The 17,521-nt window shown below is 68.7% G+C and carries 20 protein-coding genes; 9 read left to right on the top strand and 11 right to left on the bottom strand.

Annotated features, from left to right (window positions below):
* Positions 1–84: 84 nt before the first annotated feature.
* Complete coding sequence (locus tag CMO28_RS17220; RefSeq protein WP_296715533.1) at positions 85–993, top strand: LysR family transcriptional regulator; 909 nt, start codon at positions 85–87, stop codon at positions 991–993.
* 6 nt (positions 994–999) lie between these two features.
* On the opposite strand, the gene CMO28_RS17215 is transcribed toward CMO28_RS17220, so the two are convergent.
* The 6 genes from CMO28_RS17215 to CMO28_RS17190 form a co-directional block, all read right to left on the bottom strand.
* Entirely contained in the window at positions 1,000–1,701 is a 702-nt protein-coding gene (locus CMO28_RS17215) for a response regulator transcription factor (RefSeq protein ID WP_296715532.1), read from the bottom strand.
* A 71-nt stretch (positions 1,702–1,772) separates the two neighbouring features.
* Positions 1,773–2,600 (bottom strand): hypothetical protein, encoded by an 828-nt coding sequence (locus CMO28_RS17210; protein ID WP_296715530.1) that lies wholly within the window; start codon positions 2,598–2,600, stop codon positions 1,773–1,775.
* Complete coding sequence (locus CMO28_RS17205; RefSeq protein WP_296715529.1) at positions 2,600–3,667, bottom strand: glycosyltransferase family 4 protein; 1,068 nt, start codon at positions 3,665–3,667, stop codon at positions 2,600–2,602. The genes CMO28_RS17210 and CMO28_RS17205 overlap by 1 nt, the downstream gene beginning before the upstream one ends.
* Positions 3,668–3,681: 14 nt before the next feature.
* Positions 3,682–4,101, bottom strand: a complete 420-nt coding sequence (locus tag CMO28_RS17200; protein WP_296715527.1) for a 6-pyruvoyl trahydropterin synthase family protein — start codon at positions 4,099–4,101, stop codon at positions 3,682–3,684.
* Positions 4,102–4,149: 48 nt separating this feature from the next.
* Positions 4,150–5,106, bottom strand: a complete 957-nt coding sequence (locus tag CMO28_RS17195) for a zinc-dependent alcohol dehydrogenase (protein WP_296715525.1) — start codon at positions 5,104–5,106, stop codon at positions 4,150–4,152.
* Entirely contained in the window at positions 5,103–6,173 is a 1,071-nt protein-coding gene (locus CMO28_RS17190) for a RibD family protein (protein WP_296715523.1), read from the bottom strand. Before CMO28_RS17190 ends, CMO28_RS17195 begins: the two co-directional genes overlap by 4 nt.
* Positions 6,174–6,407: 234 nt before the next feature.
* Here CMO28_RS17190 and CMO28_RS17185 point away from each other — a divergent pair, with 234 nt between their 5' ends.
* The 5 genes from CMO28_RS17185 to CMO28_RS17165 all read left to right on the top strand — a co-directional run bounded on the left by CMO28_RS17185 (position 6,408) and on the right by CMO28_RS17165 (position 11,128).
* Complete coding sequence (locus CMO28_RS17185; protein ID WP_062761437.1) at positions 6,408–7,196, top strand: CDP-alcohol phosphatidyltransferase family protein; 789 nt, start codon at positions 6,408–6,410, stop codon at positions 7,194–7,196.
* Positions 7,197–7,249: 53 nt separating this feature from the next.
* Positions 7,250–7,843: a YceI family protein gene (locus CMO28_RS17180; protein WP_322111377.1), complete on the top strand. Its 594-nt coding sequence runs from the start codon at positions 7,250–7,252 to the stop codon at positions 7,841–7,843.
* Positions 7,844–7,905: 62 nt separating this feature from the next.
* A complete protein-coding gene (gene ribA, locus CMO28_RS17175; RefSeq protein WP_296715520.1) occupies positions 7,906–9,021 on the top strand; it encodes a GTP cyclohydrolase II in 1,116 nt (371 codons plus the stop codon).
* Positions 9,022–9,273: 252 nt separating this feature from the next.
* On the top strand, positions 9,274–10,521 hold the full coding sequence (locus CMO28_RS17170; RefSeq protein ID WP_296715518.1) for a hypothetical protein: 1,248 nt from the start codon (positions 9,274–9,276) through the stop codon (positions 10,519–10,521).
* A 94-nt stretch (positions 10,522–10,615) separates the two neighbouring features.
* A complete protein-coding gene (locus tag CMO28_RS17165) occupies positions 10,616–11,128 on the top strand; it encodes a L,D-transpeptidase family protein (RefSeq protein WP_323755105.1) in 513 nt (170 codons plus the stop codon).
* A gap of 4 nt (positions 11,129–11,132) precedes the next feature.
* Here the strand turns inward: CMO28_RS17165 and CMO28_RS17160 are convergent, their stop codons facing one another.
* Positions 11,133–11,819, bottom strand: coding sequence for a YggS family pyridoxal phosphate-dependent enzyme (locus CMO28_RS17160; RefSeq protein ID WP_296715517.1), 687 nt, complete (start codon positions 11,817–11,819; stop codon positions 11,133–11,135).
* Between the two features lie 145 nt (positions 11,820–11,964).
* Between CMO28_RS17160 and CMO28_RS17155 the strand changes: the two genes are divergently transcribed.
* On the top strand, positions 11,965–12,561 hold the full coding sequence (locus CMO28_RS17155; protein WP_296715515.1) for a thiamine phosphate synthase: 597 nt from the start codon (positions 11,965–11,967) through the stop codon (positions 12,559–12,561).
* On the opposite strand, the gene CMO28_RS17150 is transcribed toward CMO28_RS17155, so the two are convergent.
* The 3 genes from CMO28_RS17150 to CMO28_RS17140 form a co-directional block, all read right to left on the bottom strand.
* Positions 12,501–13,367 carry a class I SAM-dependent methyltransferase gene (locus CMO28_RS17150; protein WP_296715514.1) on the bottom strand — a complete coding sequence of 289 codons (867 nt, stop codon included), beginning with the start codon at positions 13,365–13,367 and terminating at the stop codon, positions 12,501–12,503. The genes CMO28_RS17155 and CMO28_RS17150 overlap by 61 nt on opposite strands.
* Positions 13,364–14,260, bottom strand: a complete 897-nt coding sequence (locus CMO28_RS17145) for a sulfotransferase domain-containing protein (RefSeq protein WP_296715512.1) — start codon at positions 14,258–14,260, stop codon at positions 13,364–13,366. The genes CMO28_RS17150 and CMO28_RS17145 overlap by 4 nt, the downstream gene beginning before the upstream one ends.
* Before the next feature lie 188 nt (positions 14,261–14,448).
* Positions 14,449–15,585 carry a porin gene (locus tag CMO28_RS17140; RefSeq protein WP_296715510.1) on the bottom strand — a complete coding sequence of 379 codons (1,137 nt, stop codon included), beginning with the start codon at positions 15,583–15,585 and terminating at the stop codon, positions 14,449–14,451.
* A 370-nt stretch (positions 15,586–15,955) separates the two neighbouring features.
* On the opposite strand from CMO28_RS17140, the gene CMO28_RS17135 reads away from it, so the two are divergent.
* The gene (locus CMO28_RS17135; RefSeq protein WP_296715509.1) at positions 15,956–16,546 is read left to right on the top strand and encodes a hypothetical protein; all 591 of its coding nucleotides are present in this window, start codon (positions 15,956–15,958) and stop codon (positions 16,544–16,546) included.
* A 26-nt stretch (positions 16,547–16,572) separates the two neighbouring features.
* On the top strand, positions 16,573–16,983 hold the full coding sequence (locus CMO28_RS17130; protein WP_296715508.1) for a YbhB/YbcL family Raf kinase inhibitor-like protein: 411 nt from the start codon (positions 16,573–16,575) through the stop codon (positions 16,981–16,983).
* 216 nt (positions 16,984–17,199) lie between these two features.
* Here CMO28_RS17130 and CMO28_RS17125 read toward each other — a convergent pair.
* On the bottom strand, positions 17,200–17,521 hold a 322-nt coding region (locus CMO28_RS17125; RefSeq protein ID WP_296715506.1), incomplete at its 5' end, for a porin.

Here is a 17,521-nt window from a genome sequence, read left to right as displayed (position 1 = left end):
CTGGTCGATCCTTCAGGTGGCGAGGCGGCCGGGCGGATTCAAATTCGCGGCACCGATGCAAGATATCAGCTAGAATGATATCTGATGATGTATGATCTGAACCTGATGCGGATCTTCGCCGCGCTGATCGACGAAGGCAGCGTGACCCGCGCCGCCCATCGGCTGGGCATGACCCAGCCGGCGGTGAGCGGGGCGCTGACCCGGCTGCGGGTGCTGTTCGGCGACCCGCTGTTCGTGCGTGAGCGCTATGGCATGCGGCCGACCGAAAAGGCCCTGGCGCTGGCACCGGCGATCACCAGGGCGCTGGCCGGGATCGACGATGCCGTGCTGGCGGCACAGGGTTTCGATCCCGCAACCGCGCGGCGCAGCTTCGTGATCTCGGCCAACAGCTATGCCGAATTCGTGCTGCTGCCGGCGCTGGTGGCGCGGGTTCAGGCAGAGGCGCCGGGGGTGCGGCTCCGCGTGCTGCCCTTCGGCGCGGATCTGGCCGAAACCGGGCTGCTGACGGGTGATACCGCCCTGGCGCTGGGCCGGATCGTCGATCCGCCGGACACGCTGGTGGTGCAGGAAATCCTGACCGACGGGCTTTCCTGCGTGCTGCGCGCCGACCACCCCGATGCGGCAGGGGACAGGCTGGACCGCGCCGCCTTTGAACGGCTGCGCCATGTGAACCTGCTGCCACCCGGCCGGCTGAAAGTGGGGCTGTTCCAGGTGCTGGAACGGCTGGGGCTGGAGCGCGAGGTCGCGGTCTCGGTGACCCATTTCCTCGCCATCCCGGAACTGGTCGCCGCCACCGATCTTTGCGCGACCCTGCCGACCGCGATCTGCCGCAGGCTGGCCGGAGACCCGCGGCTGAAGGTGCTGGAGCCGCCCGCGGATCTGGGCCGTTTCCCCGGCCACATGGCCTGGCATATCCGCCACCGCGAGGATGACGGCCACCGCTGGCTGCGCCGGCTGGTGCGCGAGATCGCGGCCGCCGCGGTCAGGACCTGAAGGATATCAGAGATTGAGCCGGTAGCCGCCGGCCTCGGTGATCAGCAGCCGGGCATTGGCCGGGTCGGGCTCTATCTTCTGGCGCAGGCGGTAGATATGGGTTTCCAGCGTATGGGTGGCGACCCCGGCATTATAGCCCCAGACCTCGTCGAGCAGCCGGTCGCGCGGCACCGGCCTGTCGCCCGCGCGGTAGAGATATTTCAGGATCTGGGCTTCCTTGTCGGTGAGCCTGATCTTGCGCCGGCCGTCTTCGGTGACCAGCATCTTCACCGCCGGGCGGAACTGATAGGGCCCGATCGCGAACACCGCATCGTCGGATTGTTCATGCTGGCGCAGATGGGCACGAACCCGGGCCAGCAGCACCGCAAAGCGGAAGGGCTTGGTGACATAGTCGTTCGCCCCGGCATCCAGGCCCAGAATGGTGTCGGCCTCGGTATCGGCACCGGTCAGCATCACGATCGGCGCCTTCAGCCCGGCGCGGCGCATCAGCCGGCAGACCTCGCGCCCGTCCAGATCGGGCAGGCCGATATCCAGAATGACCAGGTCATGGGGGGTGGATTTCAGCCCCGCCTTCACCTTCTCCAGCGCCTGGGCCCCGCTCGCCGCCTCTTCGATGGCGAATTCCTCGTAGAGCGCCAGCTGCTCGGCAAGCGTCTGGCGCAGCAGGGGATCGTCGTCGATCAGCAGGATGCGCTTCTGGGCGGTCATGGGCGGCGCTTTCCGTCGATGGCGTCCCCCAAGGTTTTACGGGGGCCCTGCCTGATCAGGCAAGTGTTGGATCAGGCAGGAGAGGGTGGAATGCCCAGCAGATCCAGATGCCCGACCACCAGCCGCCCGGGCCGGGCGGCGGCGCGGCCGGCCCGGAAATCGGCAACCAGCCCGGCCGGCGCCTCCCCGCCATCGACCAGATCGACCAGGGCCCCGGCGACGCCGTCGACCATCGCCTGATGCATCGCCGGATGGTCGGGGCCGATCCCCCAGTCGGAGCGGGCGAGTGTCACCTCGAAACCATGGCGCCGCAGCGCCTCGGCAAAATACGGCGCCGCATCGGGCCCGAGCGCGGGACCGCCCAGCCCCTTGTCGCGGCGCTGATGACGCGCGAAGCCCGCCACCGCATCCGCATCGGTGGCGGCGGCCGGATCCCAGACCATCCGCCCGTCCCAGGTGAGGGCGCCCAGAACCGGCGCGCCGGCCCGGACCAGGGCACCGGCCAGATCGTCCAGCCAGGCGCGCCCGGCCAGATCGATAAGGGCGGTGAAATGGACGAGATCGGCACCTTCCAGAACCGGAGCCAGATCGGCGGTGGCGAGATCCGCCTCCAGCCAGTTGACCGCGACATCCGCGGCTTCGGGCTGGACCGCCAGCCGGGCACGGCCGGCGGCGATCAGCACCGGGTCACGCTCTACCAGACACCAGGACTGGCGGAGCTGCGCCCCCAGCCTTGGCGCCAGATGCACCAGCCCGGCACCGGTGCCGGCCCCCAGATCGACCACCCTGATGTCGTGCCGGCCGGCGACATGGCGGGCGAGCCGTGCCTCAAGCGCCGTCGCCCGGGCGGCGGTGTCGAAACCGGCGCGCAGCGCCAGCCAATTGGGATCGAACCCCATCAGACCTCCGATATCAGGGTCGCCAGCCGCCGGGCCTGATCGGGCCAGCGGGGCAGGCGGGCGCCGGCCTCTGCCGCGGCCCGGGCCAGACGCCCGCGAAGCCCGGCATCCCCCATCAGCCGCCGCAGGGCATCGGCCAGCGCATCGACATCGCCCGGTGGCACCAGGATCCCGGCGCTGTCGGGCACCAGCTCCGGCACCGCGCCGGCCCGGGCGGCCACCACCGGCAGGCCGGCGGCCAGGGCCTCGGCGAAGGCCATGCCATAGCCTTCAAAGCGCGAGGGCAGCACGAAGACATCGGCCGCGGCATAGCGCCGGGCAAGGTCGTCACCCGACAGCACGCCATGCAGGCGGATCCGATCGCCCAGCCCGGCGGCCCGGATCGCCGCGCGCACCCGGGCCGCATGGGGCGGGTCCAGCGTGTCGGGGCCGACGAGATCCAGCCGCCAGTCGTGATCGCGGCCGATCTGGCCAAGCGCCGCCACCAGATCCTCATGCGCCTTGCGGGGCGTGAGGCTGGCCACCGTCAGCAGACGCAGGGTGCCGTCCCGGGCGGCCTGATGGGGGAGGGGCTCCACCGACAGGCCGGGCTCGATCACCCGCACCGGCAGATCGGTCCAGCGCTGGTCACGCAGCAGGGCCGCCGTGGCGGGGCTGGTCGCCACCACCGCATCCACCCGGGCGAGCGCCGCGCGTTCCAGCCGGGCCAGATCGGCCGCGACCTGGGGCGCGAGGCCGGTTTCGAGCGCACAGGGGTGGTGAACCAGGGCGATCCGCCGCGGGCCGCCGCTGCCCGCGGGCGCGATCTCGTCGAGCAGCGGCGCCAGCCCCGGCAGGGCCAGACCGTCGATCAGCAGCGCCCGGACCGGACCGGCGGCCAGCCGGTCGCGGAGCATGGCAAGCGCCGGGGGGCCGACAGGGGGCGGCCCGCCGGGCAGGGCCAGGGTTTCGACGACCACCCCAAGCCCGGCAGCCGCCGCCATGATCCGACGGTCATAGACATAGCCGCCGGTGGCGAGGTCGACCGGCCCCGGCACCGCAAGCAGAAGATCGACAGGGTCCAGCATGCCTGCGGCAGCCTTCAGCCGGCGCGGGCGGCATCGCCGACCGGGCCCTCGAAGGCGGCCCAGGCGACATGGCTTTCATGCAGCACGATCCGGATCGCATCGATTCCGGCGGCAGAGGCCCCGAGATCGCCGGCATCGATCGCGGCCGCCATCCGGCCATGAATGTAGCGGGCCAGGAATTCGGTGGTGGTGTTCTGCCCGGCGAATTCCGGCAGATCGTCGAGATTGCGATAGGCCAGCGGCTCCAGCGCTGCCTTCAGCGCCTGATGGGCCAGGCCGATATCGACCACCAGCCCGTCATCGTCGAGCGCCCGCCGCTTGAATTCGACATCGACCACGTAAGTTGCGCCATGCAGACGCTGGGCCGGGCCGAAGATCTCGCCACGGAAACTGTGGGCGATCATCACATGGTCGCGGACGCCGAGGGTGAACATCGGGTGCAGATCCTCAGATAAGGGGGCGGAGAGGGGAGAGAGCGTGGATCAATAAACGATACGCAGCACCGTGCCGCGCAGATCGGGATCCGGCCCGCAGAGATGGGTGGCGAGCCGGGCGGGGGCGGCGGCGAAGGCGACCTCGTCGACCACCAGCGCATCCAATGCGGCATCGTCGAGCAGGCGGAGCGCCAGGTCCAGCCGGTCGGCATGGCTCCAGCGTGCGCGCCGGCCGGCCGAGACCTGTCCGACCTGGGACGAGATCAGCTTCAGACGCCGGGCGTGGAAGGCGCGGCCCAGATTGATCGGGGTCTCGCGGTCGCCATGCCAGCTGGCCTCTACCACCCGCGCCTCCATGCCGGCGAGGTCGAGCGCCAGATCGAGCCCGGCGGCCGAGGCGCTGGCATTGATCACCAGATCGCGATCCGGCGCGGCGGCATCGGGCGCGCGGAAGGGCAGGTCGAGTGCCGCGGCCGCCGCCGCCCGGCCGGGATCGCGGTCGATGATCTCGACCACCGCCCCGGGCAGCCGGCGGGCGAGACGGGCGATCAGCAGGCCGACCAGCCCGGCGCCGACCACCGTGATCCGGTCGCCCGGCCCGGCGCCGGCATCCCAGAGCACGTTGACCGCGGTTTCCATATTGGCGGCCAGCACCGCCCGGGCGGTGGGCACCGCGTCTGGCACCGGGCGGAGCATGGCGGCCGGGGCCAGAAACCGGTCCTGATGGGGGTGGAGCACGAAGACGCGATCGCCCTTCGGGTCCAGCCCGACCATGGCGTAGCCGTATTTCACCGGGAAGGGGAAGTCGCCTTCCTGAAGCGGCGCACGCATCCGCTCGTATTCGCTTTCCGGCACCAGACCGCCGGCGACCAGGCGCTCGGTGCCGCGGCTGACGGCGCTTTGCAGGGCGCGGACTTCGATCATGCCAGTGGTGTCGGTGGCAAGCGTGCCGGTGCGGATCTCGAAACGGCCGGGAGCGACCGTCCAGAGGGCGCGGGTCATCATCCGGGATGTCCTCCGGCATTGCGCGGGAGAAGATCCAGGCAGCATTCGACCAGAATGTCGGCGCCCATGATGAAATGGCGGACCGGCGGGCGGATGGCCTGGTCGAGATGGTCGATTTCGGGCAGGCACAGCACCGGCCGGCCCGAGCCGAGCAGCACCGGCGCGATCGCCACCTGCAGCCGGTCGACCGCGCCGGCCTGAATGAGCTTGGAAACCGTGACCCCGCCGCCTTCGACGAAGATCCGGCGGATGCCGCGGGCCCGCAGCTGCCGCAGCGCCTGATGCGGATCCAGCGTGCCGCAGGGCCGGCGCGGCACGGCCACCGGCTCGACCTGATCGGTCGCCGGTGGGGGCGGGACGTCGGCGGCATGGAGAACCAGGGTGCGGGCGGCCCCGTCCCCGAACAGTTTGTGGCCGGCTTCGAGCCGCCCGCCGGCATCGATCACCACCCTGACCGGGTTGGGACCGGGCACCAGGCGCACGGTCAGGCGCGGGTCATCGGCCTCGACGGTGCCGGCGCCGACCAGCACCGCATCGGAAAGCGCACGCATGCGATGGGCGTGAACAAGGTCTTCCTCGCCCGACAGCCATTGCGAACAGCCGCTGGTGGTGGCGATGCGGCCGTCCAGGCTCTGGGCCAGATGGGCCGAGACCCGCGGCCGGTCGGCCGGGGCCGGGCGGAGCACCGGAAGATAGAGGTCGAGCAGCCGGGCGGCGGCCGGGTCAAGCTCGATCCGCGTCGCCCAGCGCATGGCGGGCTCGTCCGCATGATCGTCCAGCAGCACCGCATCAGCGGCAAGCGGCGTCGCCGCCGGCACCAGCCGGCCGTCGGAGCCGAGCGCCAGGCCCGCCGGCAGATCGGGTGCTGCAGCAAGGGCCAGCAGCCCGTCCCAGACCACGGCCGCATCCAGACGCACGGGATGGGGCCGGGCCGGCCGGCCGACAGGATGGTGGGGACGCAGCGCAGACAGACGGGTCGCGGCGGAACCAGCCCCGGCGGTGACGGTTCCGTTCTCCGTCACCGGATTTCGGGCGGCGGGGACGGCATCGGCGGGTGGCATGTCCATCCTGGTGGTCCTTCTCCCCTGCCCTGCCCTTCGGCGGGTGCCGGTCGTGACGATCGACAGGCGACAAGCGATCCGAAGGCGTGGCGGTTGCGTAAAGATACTGCAACTTACGCAAATGCCCGGCCGCCGGATCGGTTCCCGGCTCACCTCCCTGGCCCCGGTCGGCACCTTCCGCCGTCTTTCCCGGTGAACGCCCCATACAACCGGGGCGCTTCCGTCTCCATATGGTGATGCATGGCGAGGAAACGAGAGGCCGCCGCGCTCGCGCGGCTCAGACTGGATGCAGGGCTGCATGCCATCGGTGCGACCGGGCTGGTCGCGGCCGCGGGCGTCGTCGTGGCTGCGCGGGCGGGCGATGCGCTGGGGCCGGCCTATCCGCTGAAGGCGGTGGCCTGGCTCGCCTTTGCGCTGGCCATTGCGGGCCCCGCGCTGGCCCAGCATCTGCCCCAGGCCCGGGTGGGCCCGGCCAACCGGGTGACCCTGCTGCGCGCAGGCCTGGTGGCGCTGGTCGCCGCCACGATCGGCGAGCCGCTGATGGCGGTGGATCACGGCGCCGCCGCCGGGCCGGTCGCCTGGATGCTGTTCCTGACCGCGGCGATCTGCCTGGCGCTGGACGGCGTCGACGGCTGGATCGCCCGCAGGCGGGGCGTGGCCAGCCCCTTCGGCGCCCGGTTCGACATGGAACTGGATGCGCTGTTCGTGGCGGTGCTGTCCTGGGCGGCGCTGGATGCGGGGCGGGCGGGCCCCTGGGTGCTGGCGGCGGGGGCGCTGCGCTATCTGTGGGTGGCGGCGGCCTGGGCCTGGCCACCCCTGAAAGCCCCCCTGCCCCCCAGCAACCGCCGCCGGGCCGCCTGCGCCTTCGGTGTTGCGGCGCTGGTCGGCGCGCTGAACCCGATCTCCGCCACCGCCGGCACGGTCTCGGCCGCGATCGCGGTCGCCGTGCTGGGCTGGTCCTTCGCCGTCGACCTTCTGGCCGTGATCAGGCTGCACCGCAGCCGCACCCCTCGCGAGGAGACCCCCTGATGACGATGCGCAGAGCCTGGGCCGCCGCAGGGCTGCTCACCCTCCCCGTCCTGATGGCACCCCCCGCCCTGATGGCGACCTCGATCGTGACGGCGCAGCCGGCGCTGGCAGCACCCGAGACCTACACCCTGGATCCCGAACATGCGGTGGTGGGCTTCCTGGTCATGCATGCGGGCTATGCCAATGTGCTGGGCCGGTTTCGCGAGGTCGAGGGCGAGATCAGCTTCGACGAGGCGGCGAAACGGCTCGACGGCGGCGAGATCCGGGTGAAGACCGCCAGCGTCTTCACCGATCACGACAAGCGCGACGAGCACCTGCGCGGGCCCGATTTCCTGAATGCCGAGGAATTCCCCGACATGGTCTTCCGCCTGGACGGCGCCGAGCCTGCGGGCGAGCGGACCGGGCGCATCACCGGCACGCTGGAGTTGCTGGGTGTGCGAAAACCCATGACTCTGGACGTGACGTGGAACAAGAGTGCCGAATATCCGTTCGGGACTGGCGTATTCGGTACGCGCCCCTATGTTATCGGGGGTTCTGCGCGTGGTACCATTCGCCGCAGCGACTTCGGCATGACCTATGGCCTGGACGGCGACCTCGTCGGTGACGAGATCTCCCTGATCCTTGAAATGGAGGCACGCCGGCAGTGAACGCGACATCCGGCTCCGACGGTGTCCCCCCCGCGGACAGGTCCAATGACGAGGACGATCAGATGAGTGAGGCGACGGAGCGGCGACTGCAGCGTGCCCAGGCCGAATTGCGCGCCGGCGGCGCCGTGCTGCTGCGCGACGATCAGGCCGATGTGCTGGCGCTTTCTCCCGAACGCGCCTCGCCCGACCGCCTCGCCGCCCTCGCCATCCTGACCGGCGCCCCCGCCGACCTGCTGATTTCCCGCCGCCGCGCGGCGCTGGCCGGGCTGGTCGCGCCGATCGAAGCGGATGATCCGCGCGGCGTGGAGCCGGTGGCGGCACCCATCCGCGACATCACCGACCCGGCCTGGCGGCTGGCGGCCGACCCGACCCGCAGCGACGACGGCACGGCCGCGCGCGAACGTGCCCTCGGCCGGCTGCGCCCGGCCGGGCGGGCCTCGGCCGCGGCCATCGCGCTTGCCAAACGGGCCGGTCTGCTGCCGGCGCTGGTATCGGTTGAACTGCCCGCAGGCCGGCTGCCCGGCGGGGCCTCGGCGCTCGATCCCGTCATCATCGAGGCGAAGCTGCTGAAGGAAGGCCAGATCGCGGCCGGCCGGCTGAAGCGTGTGGCCGAGGCCCGGGTGCCGCTGGCCGATGCCGAGAATTGCCGGATCATCGCCTTCCGCCCATCCGACGGTGGGCCGGAACATTTGGCGATCGTGGTGGGCGAGCCGACGGCGGATGCGCCGATCCTGGCCCGGCTGCATTCCGAATGCTTCACCGGCGACCTGCTCGGCTCTTTGCGCTGCGATTGCGGCGAACAGCTGAAGGGGGCGATCCGGACCATGGCCGCGGCCGGCGGTGGCGTGGTGCTGTACATGGCCCAGGAAGGCCGCGGCATCGGGCTGATCAACAAGCTGCGCGCCTATGACCTGCAGGATCGCGGCCTGGATACGGTGGATGCCAATCTGGCGCTGGGCTACGAGGCCGACGAGCGCGATTTCCGCCCGGCGGCCGAAATGCTGCGGGCGCTGGGCCATCAGCGCATCCGGCTGCTGACCAACAACCCGGCCAAGGTGCAGGCGCTGGGCGCCCATGGCATTGAGGTGGTGGAGCGGGTGCCCCATGCCTTCCCCGCCAACGGCCACAATGCCGGCTATCTGTCGACCAAGGCCCGCCGGGCCGGGCACATGCTGTAGCCGCGCGGCAAGGGCTGCCGCCCGGCAAATGCTGCCGGGCCGGCCGGCACCGCCGACACAACCGCACCGCGCCGCGATCGCCCCCCAACCCGGGCATCGCGGCGTTTTTTCGTCGACAGCGCCGTGATTTGCACCGAATCACGCTTGGCACGATGCTTGAATATCAAGACCCCGACGGCGCCGGTCCGCGCGCCATGACTGCCCGCCCAGACCGTCTGCCCGGCAGACGGGGGCGCCCCCGGGGTTTCTGCCATGTTCGTCGACGCTTCCCGCGGTTACCGCTACGACACGCCCGCCTGGGCCGGCGGGGAACCTGCGCGCACGTCTTCGACCGATACCGCACAGGCAGATCGCAGCACCACTGCCGGTAAGACCGCCCAGGCGGAACCGGTGGGGTTCTGGGGCGAGGACGGCTTCAGCTTCGGCGACCTGCTCGACATCGTGAACCCGCTGCAGCAGCTGCCGGTGGTGGGCACGGTCTATCGGGCGCTGACCGGCGATACGATCTCGCCCGGTGCGCGGATGATCGGCGGCATCGCCTTCGGCGGCCCGATCGGTGCCATCGGCGCGATGATGGAAAACGCCACCATGGACGCCTCGGGCCATACCGCCGGCGACCGGGCGCTGGCCGCCCTGATCGGCGAGGACGAGGACACCGGCGGCACGGCGCTGGCCGCGGCCGATGCCGCATCGGGCCGGGTGGAAAGCGCCGCCGATGACGGGGCACGGATCGCCGCCTCGCAGACCGCGTCGCTCGCCGCCCCGGCGGGCCGGCCTGTGGGGGCGAAGGATGTTCCGGCCGAAGACGGCGATCAGGGGATGAGCGAGGCCCAGTTCGCCGCGCTGCTCGGGGCCTTCGGCGCGGCAGCCCCGGCGGCCGCCAACGGCAACCGGCCGGCCGGCGGCGCGGCCACGGATGCGCAGACCACGGACGCGCCGACCACGGGGGCGCAGGCCTCGATCGCCGCCACCGCCGACCGGGCGCCGCGGACCCGCACCACCACCCCGGCCGAGGAACGCCTGGCGGCCAACGACCTCTCCACCGCCCGCGGCCGCAACGGCCGGCCGAGCGAGCGCGAGATCGAGGCCATGCTGCGCCAGAGCGTGCCGGCGGGCAGCGCCGGCAGCACGCCGCTCGCCGATCTGCCGGCCGGAAGCGCCGGCGGCAGCACCGAGTTGGGCCGGATCATCCCGGCGGCCGCCTTCATGGGCGTCGACGGCCCCACCGCCCGCAAACCGGCCCCGCCGGTATCGGCCCCGGGTGCCGCAGCCTATGCCGCACGCACCGCCCCGCCCCGCCCGCGGGAGCCGCAGGACGAGCCCACGGCGACCGATGCCGCCCGGGCCGCCCAGCTGCAGGATATGAACGCGGCGACGCCTGAGACCGGCCCGATCCCGCTCGACGATTTCGCCGCCCGGATGAACCAGGCGCTGGACCGCTACCAGGCGCAGATGCGCGCCGGCCAGTCCAAGGCCGCAACCGTGTCCAGGAATCTGTAGTCGACCCCTCGCCGGGCGATCAGCGCCGTGACAAATCCGCGTCGGGAGCCGGCTGGTCTTCACGGGTCCGACGGGGCCGTGGCAGACTTAGGCCATGTTGGTTCGATACGATCCCCTACTCGCACGGTTCCGCTTCTGGTGGCGGGACGAGCGCCTGCCGGTGGCCATCGGCCGCAACGGCATCACCGTCGCCAAGCGCGAAGGCGACGGGGCAACCCCGATCGGCACCCTGCCGATCCGGCGGGTGCTCTATCGCGCCGACCGGGTCGAGGCGCCGCGCACCCGCCTGCCCGTCCAGGCGATCCGCCCCGAAGACGGCTGGTGCGACGACCCGGAAAACCCCTGGTACAACAAGCCCGTCGACCTGCCCTTCCCCGCCCGCCATGAACGGCTGTGGCGCGACGACCATGTCTACGACCTGATCGCGGTGCTGGGCTGGAACGACGCCCCGGTGGTGCCGGGGCGTGGCAGCGCCATCTTTCTGCATGTCGCCCGGCCGGATTTCTCCGGCACCGAAGGCTGCGTGGCCCTGGCCATGGACGATCTGGTGCGGGTGCTGGCGGATGCAGGCCCCGGCGATACCCTGACCATCAGCGCGAGATTCTAGAGGATCACCCTGCCAGAGGGGCAGGATAGTCGCGATGCCCGAAGATGGCGGTGCCGACGCGGACATGGGTGGCGCCCAGGCGGATGGCCATGGGGTAGTCGCCGCTCATCCCCATGCTGAGCAGCTTAAGACCATGGGCCGCCGCCATGTCGGCCAGCAGGGCGAAATGCGGTGCCGGCTGGTCGTCGACCGGCGGGATGCACATCAGCCCGTCGACGGTCAGGCCCAGATCCTCGCGGCATTCCCGCAGGAACCCATCCAGATCGGCGGGCAGCACGCCCGCCTTCTGCGGCTCTTCACCCGTGTTCACCTGCACCAGCAGCCGGGGCAGGCGGCCGGCCCTGGCCCCTTCTTCAGCCAGCATCCGGGCAAGCTTCGGGCGGTCGACGCTCTGGATGACATCGAACAGCGCCAGCGCCTCGCGCAGCTTGTTGGTCTGCAGCGGACCGATCAGATGCAGTTCCAGATCGGGGAAACGCTCGCGCAGGGCCGGCCATTTGCCGGCGGCTTCCTGCACCCGGTTTTCCCCGAAAACCCGCTGGCCGGCCTCGATCGCCGGCAGGATGGCCGGCGCGTCGTGGGTTTTGGAGACCGCCACCAGGGTCACCGCCGCAGGGTCGCGGCCGGCATCATGGGCGGCGCGGTCGATCTCCGCCCGGACCTGGGCGAGGTTTGCCTTGACGTCGGTCATGGGGCTCGGGCTCCCTCGGAACGGATCACCGGCGGGGTCTTCCCCCGCCCCTACCCTGAAAGCGGGCGGATGCGATATGGGGCGCCATCATAGCCGAGGCGGCGGGCTTCTCAACTCTCAGCGGCGGGGACCACGCGGGATCGCGGTGCTGATCACCGACCGGGGCCGGCAGGGCCCACCCCGCCCGGCGCTGCTGGCCGGCCTTAAGCGCGGCGATCTGGTGATCTTCCGCGACTACGACGCCCCCGACCGGCTGGTCCTCGGCCGGCTGTGGCGACAGCTGACCCGGGCGCGGGGCATCGGGCTGCTGGTCGCGGGCGATCTTCGTCTGGCCCTTGCACTGGACGCCGACGGGCAGCACCTGCCCGGCCACCGGCTGCGCCGGCCCGAAATCCGCCGCCTGCCGCGCCCATTGCCGGCCAGCGCCGCCGTCCATGATCGCCGGGATCTTGTCCGGGCCAGGCGGCGGGGGGCAGAGCTGCTGCTGATCTCCCCCGTGCTGCCGACCCGCAGCCATCCGGGGGCCCGGGTGCTGGGGCCGCTGCGCTTCCGGGCACTGGCCCGGCAGGCCGATCGGCCGGTGGTGGCGCTGGGCGGCATGGACCGCAGCCGGTTGCGGCAGCTTTCCCCCTGCCGCAACCTGACGGGTTTTGCCGCCATCGACGCCTTCAGACGGGCCGGCTACTCCGGCGGAGCAACCGCCGCATCGACCAGCTTTTCCAGCCAGAGGCTGGATTCATAGGCGCCTTCCAGCAGCGGCAGCCCGCCGGCAATGCCGTTCTGCACCCGCCCGGTCATCCGGGTTGCGACATAGCGGCTGGCGAAGAGCGGCTTGTAGCCGCCGGTGAACAGCAAAGCGGCCACGGCCGGCTGCTCGTTATAACCGCGCCAGGCCCAGCTCTGCGGGTAGCCGTCGGGCAGGAAAATATCGTGGAAATGGACCAGCACGCCCCTGGGCAGCATTGGCAGGATGCGGTTCAGCACCACGTCGACATCGCTGCCCGGCATCAGGATATGGCTGCTGTCCACGACCAGCATGTCGCCGGCTTCCAGCGCCGCGAATTCCTTCAGCGGCACGCTCTGCATCGGCTTGCGGATCAGCCGGATGCCCAGCTCGTCGATCGCGGCCCGGGGCTCGGGGTCGATGGCGGTCATCTCGGCGCCATGGCCGTCATCCTTCAGCGCCTGGGCGATGAAGCGGGTGGAATGGCCGGAGCCGATCTCGATGATCCGCCGCGGCCGGGCCGCACGCACCATGGTATAGGCGGCCAGCGCATCCAGCCGCGGGAACCAGTCCTGCGACCAGCGCGGCGCCGGCGGCCGGGCCCCGGCCAGCCGGGCCAGATCGTCGCGATAGTCGGCCGCGGCATCCAGCACCGCGCCGAAGACCGGCTCCATGGCCTGAAACAGCGCCTCGGCCGCCGGATGCGGCCCCTTGGGCTTCACCGCCTCTACCTGTTCGGCATAGCGATAGGGGATGAAATAGCCGCGCTTGCCGAAGCCGAGCGCGGGGGACAATGCGAAACGCCTGGCGCGCTGCTCGCTCATCGGGGCCCCTCGCCGGCGCTCGCCGGCTGCGGCAGGGCCGCCCCGGGAACCGCATCGGCATAATCTGCGGGAATGTAGCCGAACCGCGCCATCTGTTCGTGATGATCGGCGATGATCCGGCGGATCTGATCGGGCGTCAGCCGTTCCCGCCACTTGCCGGCACCGCCGGAGCGGAAGAAGGCCTTGGAATTGACCGAGCGCTCGCGGAAGCCATGGCGTTCCTCCATCTGCTTCAGAATCTTGAAGGAGGAGAAGCGGATCGCCCGTTCCAGCCGTTCCCGCGGGGGTTTCAGCCCCAGGAAATCGGTCAGCTTGCGGAAGGTCTGAAGCGGCCGGTCGGTCATGTCTTCATAGCGCATGACATGCAGCCCCGGGCTCGCCACCTGGGTCCAGCTCTTCACATGCAGGGACCAGGTGCTGAGCACCTCGAAGACATTGCGGTCGTCATTGGCGGTGACGGCACCCTCGGTCGCCATCATGCCGATCGCCCCGTCGATATCGAGACCGAAATGGTCGGCCACCGACGAGACCACATCCAGCGGGTTGCGCACGATATAGATGGCGCCGGCAGTGTGGTTCAGGCTGATCAGCGGATAACCGCCCCGCTCCGCCAGGATGTTGTGGGTCTTGGCGAAGACGTTGTCGGGGAAGGCCTGCGTCATGTCGCGATGGACCAGCGGGCGGATCTTCATGATCTCCTGCTCGGTCGCCTGCGACAGCGGCTTGTCCAGATAGCGCAGATACCATTCGGGTTTGCTCTCACCCAGACAGAAATCGGCGAAACGATCGGGATGGACCGGGGCCTTGGCGTCACGCAGCAGGTTGTGCAGGAACGCCCGCGTCCAGGTGTTGCCCGATTTCGGATAGGAGGCGAGCCAGATGATCGCACCCATGACGGCGGGACTCCCTTGAAGGCTGCCGGCAGACTACGCCGGCCGGGCATCGAGCCCCAATCCATAGCCGAAAACCGCGCCCGACAAAAGGAAGCCGCGCCTGAGGAAGGCTTGCAACGGAAAAGGGCGGGTCCGAAGACCCGCCCTTCCCGTCTCATCCGGCCCGAAGGCCGCCCGAGCGACACCGATCAGAAGCTGAGAGCGGTACCGACCAGGAACGCGGTGCCGTCCTGCCGGGCCGAAGCGCGATCGCTGTCGGCATCGAGGAACTGCACGCCGGCATTCAGGCTGATGCCCGGGCCCATCGCGTACGAACCGCCGATCTCGTACATCTTCAGCTCGTCGTCGCCGCCGACGTCGAACTCACGCTGGCTGTTGGCATATGCCGCACCAACCTTGTAGGGGCCGAAGGCATAGACCAGGCCGACGTCCCAGCCCTTGATGTCGTTGTTGCCATCAAGGCCGCGGTTGTCGTTGATATACGAACCGCCGAAGGTGAAGCCCGAGAAGCCGACATTCAGGCCCAGGCTCCAGACCTGCAGGTCGTCAAAGCCGGGAGTGTCGACTTCCTGGCTGCCCTTCAGGTAGCCACCCGACACGGCCAGATCGACCGGGCCCAGCTTGTTGACGTAGTTCAGACCGACTTCGACGATCTGCTCCTGCTGACCGGGCTGGTTGTCCGCGGTGTTACCATAGGAGCCCGACCAGCCGCCGCCATTGCCGTTCTGGCCGGCCGCGACACCCGCCTTCACGGTCGGGGTGTACGACAGACCGAGCTGGAAGCCGGCCATGCGCGGGGTGAAGTAGGTCACCTTGTTCGCGTCGGAGGTGTTGTTGATCAGGGTGCTGGGGGCCTGACCGATGCGGCCGGCGGCGTTGGTGCCGGTCGAGAAGTTGAAGAAGTTCGGCTCCGACACGCCATGGCCGACAATCGCCGACGGCGCGGCATAGTGCATCAGGTACGGGGCCGAGTTCTCGGCACCCAGCAGCACGCGGCCCCACGAGCCGTCGAAATAGACATAGTGCTCGTCAATCTGGTCGCCGGGCCCACGGTTATTGGCGGCGGTCCAGGCCTCCAGCTGCACCTGCACACCAACCTTCAGACCGTTGTCGAGGACGGTCTCACCCAGGAAGTGGATTTCGCCTTCCTGAACCATCTCGTCGGAGCGGTAGTCGACGCCGTTGACCTGATCCTGGTCGGTGATCTTGAAGAACGACTGATAGTAGCCGCCCAGGCCCAGCTTGATCTGCTCCGCCGCCGAAGCCTGGCCGGTGACGAGTCCGACGGCAACGAGCGCCGTGGTGCCGATGAGGATCTTCTTCATGCTCTCCCTCACTTCTATGTCAAATCGTGATGCCACGATGATGCTGTCTGCTATGCCACACCCTGACCAGACCGCGCCTGTGCTTTCGGCCAAGTCGGCAATAGGGCACAGGTGATGGACGTCACCGATTTACCTGAGTTACGTGATGACGTCACATTCCGCGTCGCTATAAGAGCGTGCACCCCTGCCCGCGTCAAGAAACCTGCCTCACCTGCCAATCCGGTTACCCGTTCGCTGTGCTGTCCACGCAACAGTTTGCAGTGCGAAATAACCACAGATCTCCGGATAAAAACTGCCACATAATCTTCTGGTGACCCGGCTATCCATAGACATATCATGTCATCATCTTCGCTCAGAGGAGGAGGCCAACATGCTTCATGATCAGCTTCGCCGGTTCGTCGCTCCTATCGCCCTGCTGCTTGTTGCAACATCTGTGCCCGCCATGTCTCAAGCAGCGCCGGATGGCGGTTTTCACGCGCCTGCGCCTGGCACCAATATCGTCTGGCAGGGGGAGAGCCATCGGGGCAGCTTCACGAGTCGCAACGTTTTCACGGGGGTGGAGGGCTTTAAGATCCTCTTCAAGCGGGGAGGCGTTGAAGAGGGTGCATGGATCCCCTTCTGCTATGGCTGTGCTCACAACATCATCGACGTCGAAGCTTATGCCGGGCTCTGGCCGCTGGAAGTGGGCAAGTCCGTCTCATTCCGTCGGAAGCGTGAAGACGGTAGCCGGGAATGGGCCCACGTCATCAAAGTCGTCGGAACCGAATCCGTCACCGTCGGTGCCGGAAGCTTTGATACATTTGTCGTGGAAGAAACGGCAACATCCATTGGCCGCAACTGGCGAGGCACCAGCCGCTTCTGGTGGGCACCATCCGTAGGCTACATCGTCAAAGAAGAGATCGAAGAAAATGATGGCACCTGGAACCGCGACGAGGTCACCGAACTTACACCCGCGCAATGAAACTGCGATCGAGGAGGCGTTATTCCATGAGAATAGGAGTGATGATGCTTGGTAGCAGCCTGCTTCTTGCTGCGTGCCAGACCACTCAAACTGTCGAAAATCCAATGCAGATGGCCGTATCATTCAACTGGAACGATACGAAATCCTGTAGCAGCACATCTCCGGAAATAAACATTGAAAATGTGCCGGGTAATACACGGTTCGTCGATATCAGGCTGATCGATCTGGATGCCCCCGCCTTCAATCATGGCGGGTCGGTTGTCGGCTATGATGGCAGTGGGCTCATCAAGAAAGGGGCTCTCAGCAATTATACCGGGCCATGCCCTCCCAGCGGCACCAGCCACCGTTACCAGTTTACGGTTCGTGCCTTGAATGCCGACAAGACCCTGATTTTGGGGACGGGGATGTCAACTGCGACATTTCCTTCAACCAGATGAACGTATGTCAGATCCGCGCGGATGATGTCGGCGTCACGGCCTTTCTTTATCGGCCAGCAGCTTCTCAGTCGGGCCAGCCGTAAGCTGACATCATTCTGAGATTCTGACAGGGCCATTGTTACCGAACCGGATTGTGGTATCCCACTCCTCCGTAGAGAAAGAATAGCCGCTTCCAATTTCTCGGAAGCGGCTATTCTCACCGAGGTGATATCAGGCTCAGAACGACAGGGCGGTACCGATCATGAACGAGTTCGCCTCGTTGCGAAGATCCGCATCGTCCGAGTCGAAATCGATGTAATAGTAGCCGGCCATCAGGTTGACGCCCGGGCCCATCTCATAAGTGCCGCCGATCTCGAAGGTCGAAACCTCGTCCTTCACACCTGCGGTCTTCTGGCTGCCATAGCCATAGCCGGTGCCGACAGTGTAGGGACCGAAGCCGTAGGCGGTAAACTCATAAATTCGCTTGGCGTTTTTTGGCAGCTGTGATTCAAGGCTTCCGAATGAGGGAGCTTTGAATGACGCGCCGCCGCTATGAACT

Source organism: Tistrella sp. (assembly GCF_002684955.1).
GTDB lineage: Bacteria > Pseudomonadota > Alphaproteobacteria > Tistrellales > Tistrellaceae > Tistrella > Tistrella mobilis.
The sequence above is the reverse complement of the archived record's forward strand: the minus strand, read 5'-3'. Positions and strand labels throughout refer to the sequence as shown.

What these genes read in the sequence shown, in the direction of transcription:
- CMO28_RS17220 (WP_296715533.1), top strand. Translation starts at nt 85, where the DNA reads ATGATGTATGATCTGAACCTGATGCGGATCTTCGCCGCGCTGATCGAC.
- CMO28_RS17215 (WP_296715532.1), bottom strand. Translation starts at nt 1,701, where the DNA reads ATGACCGCCCAGAAGCGCATCCTGCTGATCGACGACGATCCCCTGCTG.
- CMO28_RS17210 (WP_296715530.1), bottom strand. Translation starts at nt 2,600, where the DNA reads ATGGGGTTCGATCCCAATTGGCTGGCGCTGCGCGCCGGTTTCGACACC.
- CMO28_RS17205 (WP_296715529.1), bottom strand. Translation starts at nt 3,667, where the DNA reads ATGCTGGACCCTGTCGATCTTCTGCTTGCGGTGCCGGGGCCGGTCGAC.
- CMO28_RS17200 (WP_296715527.1), bottom strand. Translation starts at nt 4,101, where the DNA reads ATGTTCACCCTCGGCGTCCGCGACCATGTGATGATCGCCCACAGTTTC.
- CMO28_RS17195 (WP_296715525.1), bottom strand. Translation starts at nt 5,106, where the DNA reads ATGATGACCCGCGCCCTCTGGACGGTCGCTCCCGGCCGTTTCGAGATC.
- CMO28_RS17190 (WP_296715523.1), bottom strand. Translation starts at nt 6,173, where the DNA reads ATGGACATGCCACCCGCCGATGCCGTCCCCGCCGCCCGAAATCCGGTG.
- CMO28_RS17185 (WP_062761437.1), top strand. Translation starts at nt 6,408, where the DNA reads ATGGCGAGGAAACGAGAGGCCGCCGCGCTCGCGCGGCTCAGACTGGAT.
- CMO28_RS17180 (WP_322111377.1), top strand. Translation starts at nt 7,250, where the DNA reads ATGGCACCCCCCGCCCTGATGGCGACCTCGATCGTGACGGCGCAGCCG.
- ribA (WP_296715520.1), top strand. Translation starts at nt 7,906, where the DNA reads ATGAGTGAGGCGACGGAGCGGCGACTGCAGCGTGCCCAGGCCGAATTG.
- CMO28_RS17170 (WP_296715518.1), top strand. Translation starts at nt 9,274, where the DNA reads ATGTTCGTCGACGCTTCCCGCGGTTACCGCTACGACACGCCCGCCTGG.
- CMO28_RS17165 (WP_323755105.1), top strand. Translation starts at nt 10,616, where the DNA reads ATGTTGGTTCGATACGATCCCCTACTCGCACGGTTCCGCTTCTGGTGG.
- CMO28_RS17160 (WP_296715517.1), bottom strand. Translation starts at nt 11,819, where the DNA reads ATGACCGACGTCAAGGCAAACCTCGCCCAGGTCCGGGCGGAGATCGAC.
- CMO28_RS17150 (WP_296715514.1), bottom strand. Translation starts at nt 13,367, where the DNA reads ATGAGCGAGCAGCGCGCCAGGCGTTTCGCATTGTCCCCCGCGCTCGGC.
- CMO28_RS17145 (WP_296715512.1), bottom strand. Translation starts at nt 14,260, where the DNA reads ATGGGTGCGATCATCTGGCTCGCCTCCTATCCGAAATCGGGCAACACC.
- CMO28_RS17140 (WP_296715510.1), bottom strand. Translation starts at nt 15,585, where the DNA reads ATGAAGAAGATCCTCATCGGCACCACGGCGCTCGTTGCCGTCGGACTC.
- CMO28_RS17135 (WP_296715509.1), top strand. Translation starts at nt 15,956, where the DNA reads ATGCTTCATGATCAGCTTCGCCGGTTCGTCGCTCCTATCGCCCTGCTG.
- CMO28_RS17130 (WP_296715508.1), top strand. Translation starts at nt 16,573, where the DNA reads ATGAGAATAGGAGTGATGATGCTTGGTAGCAGCCTGCTTCTTGCTGCG.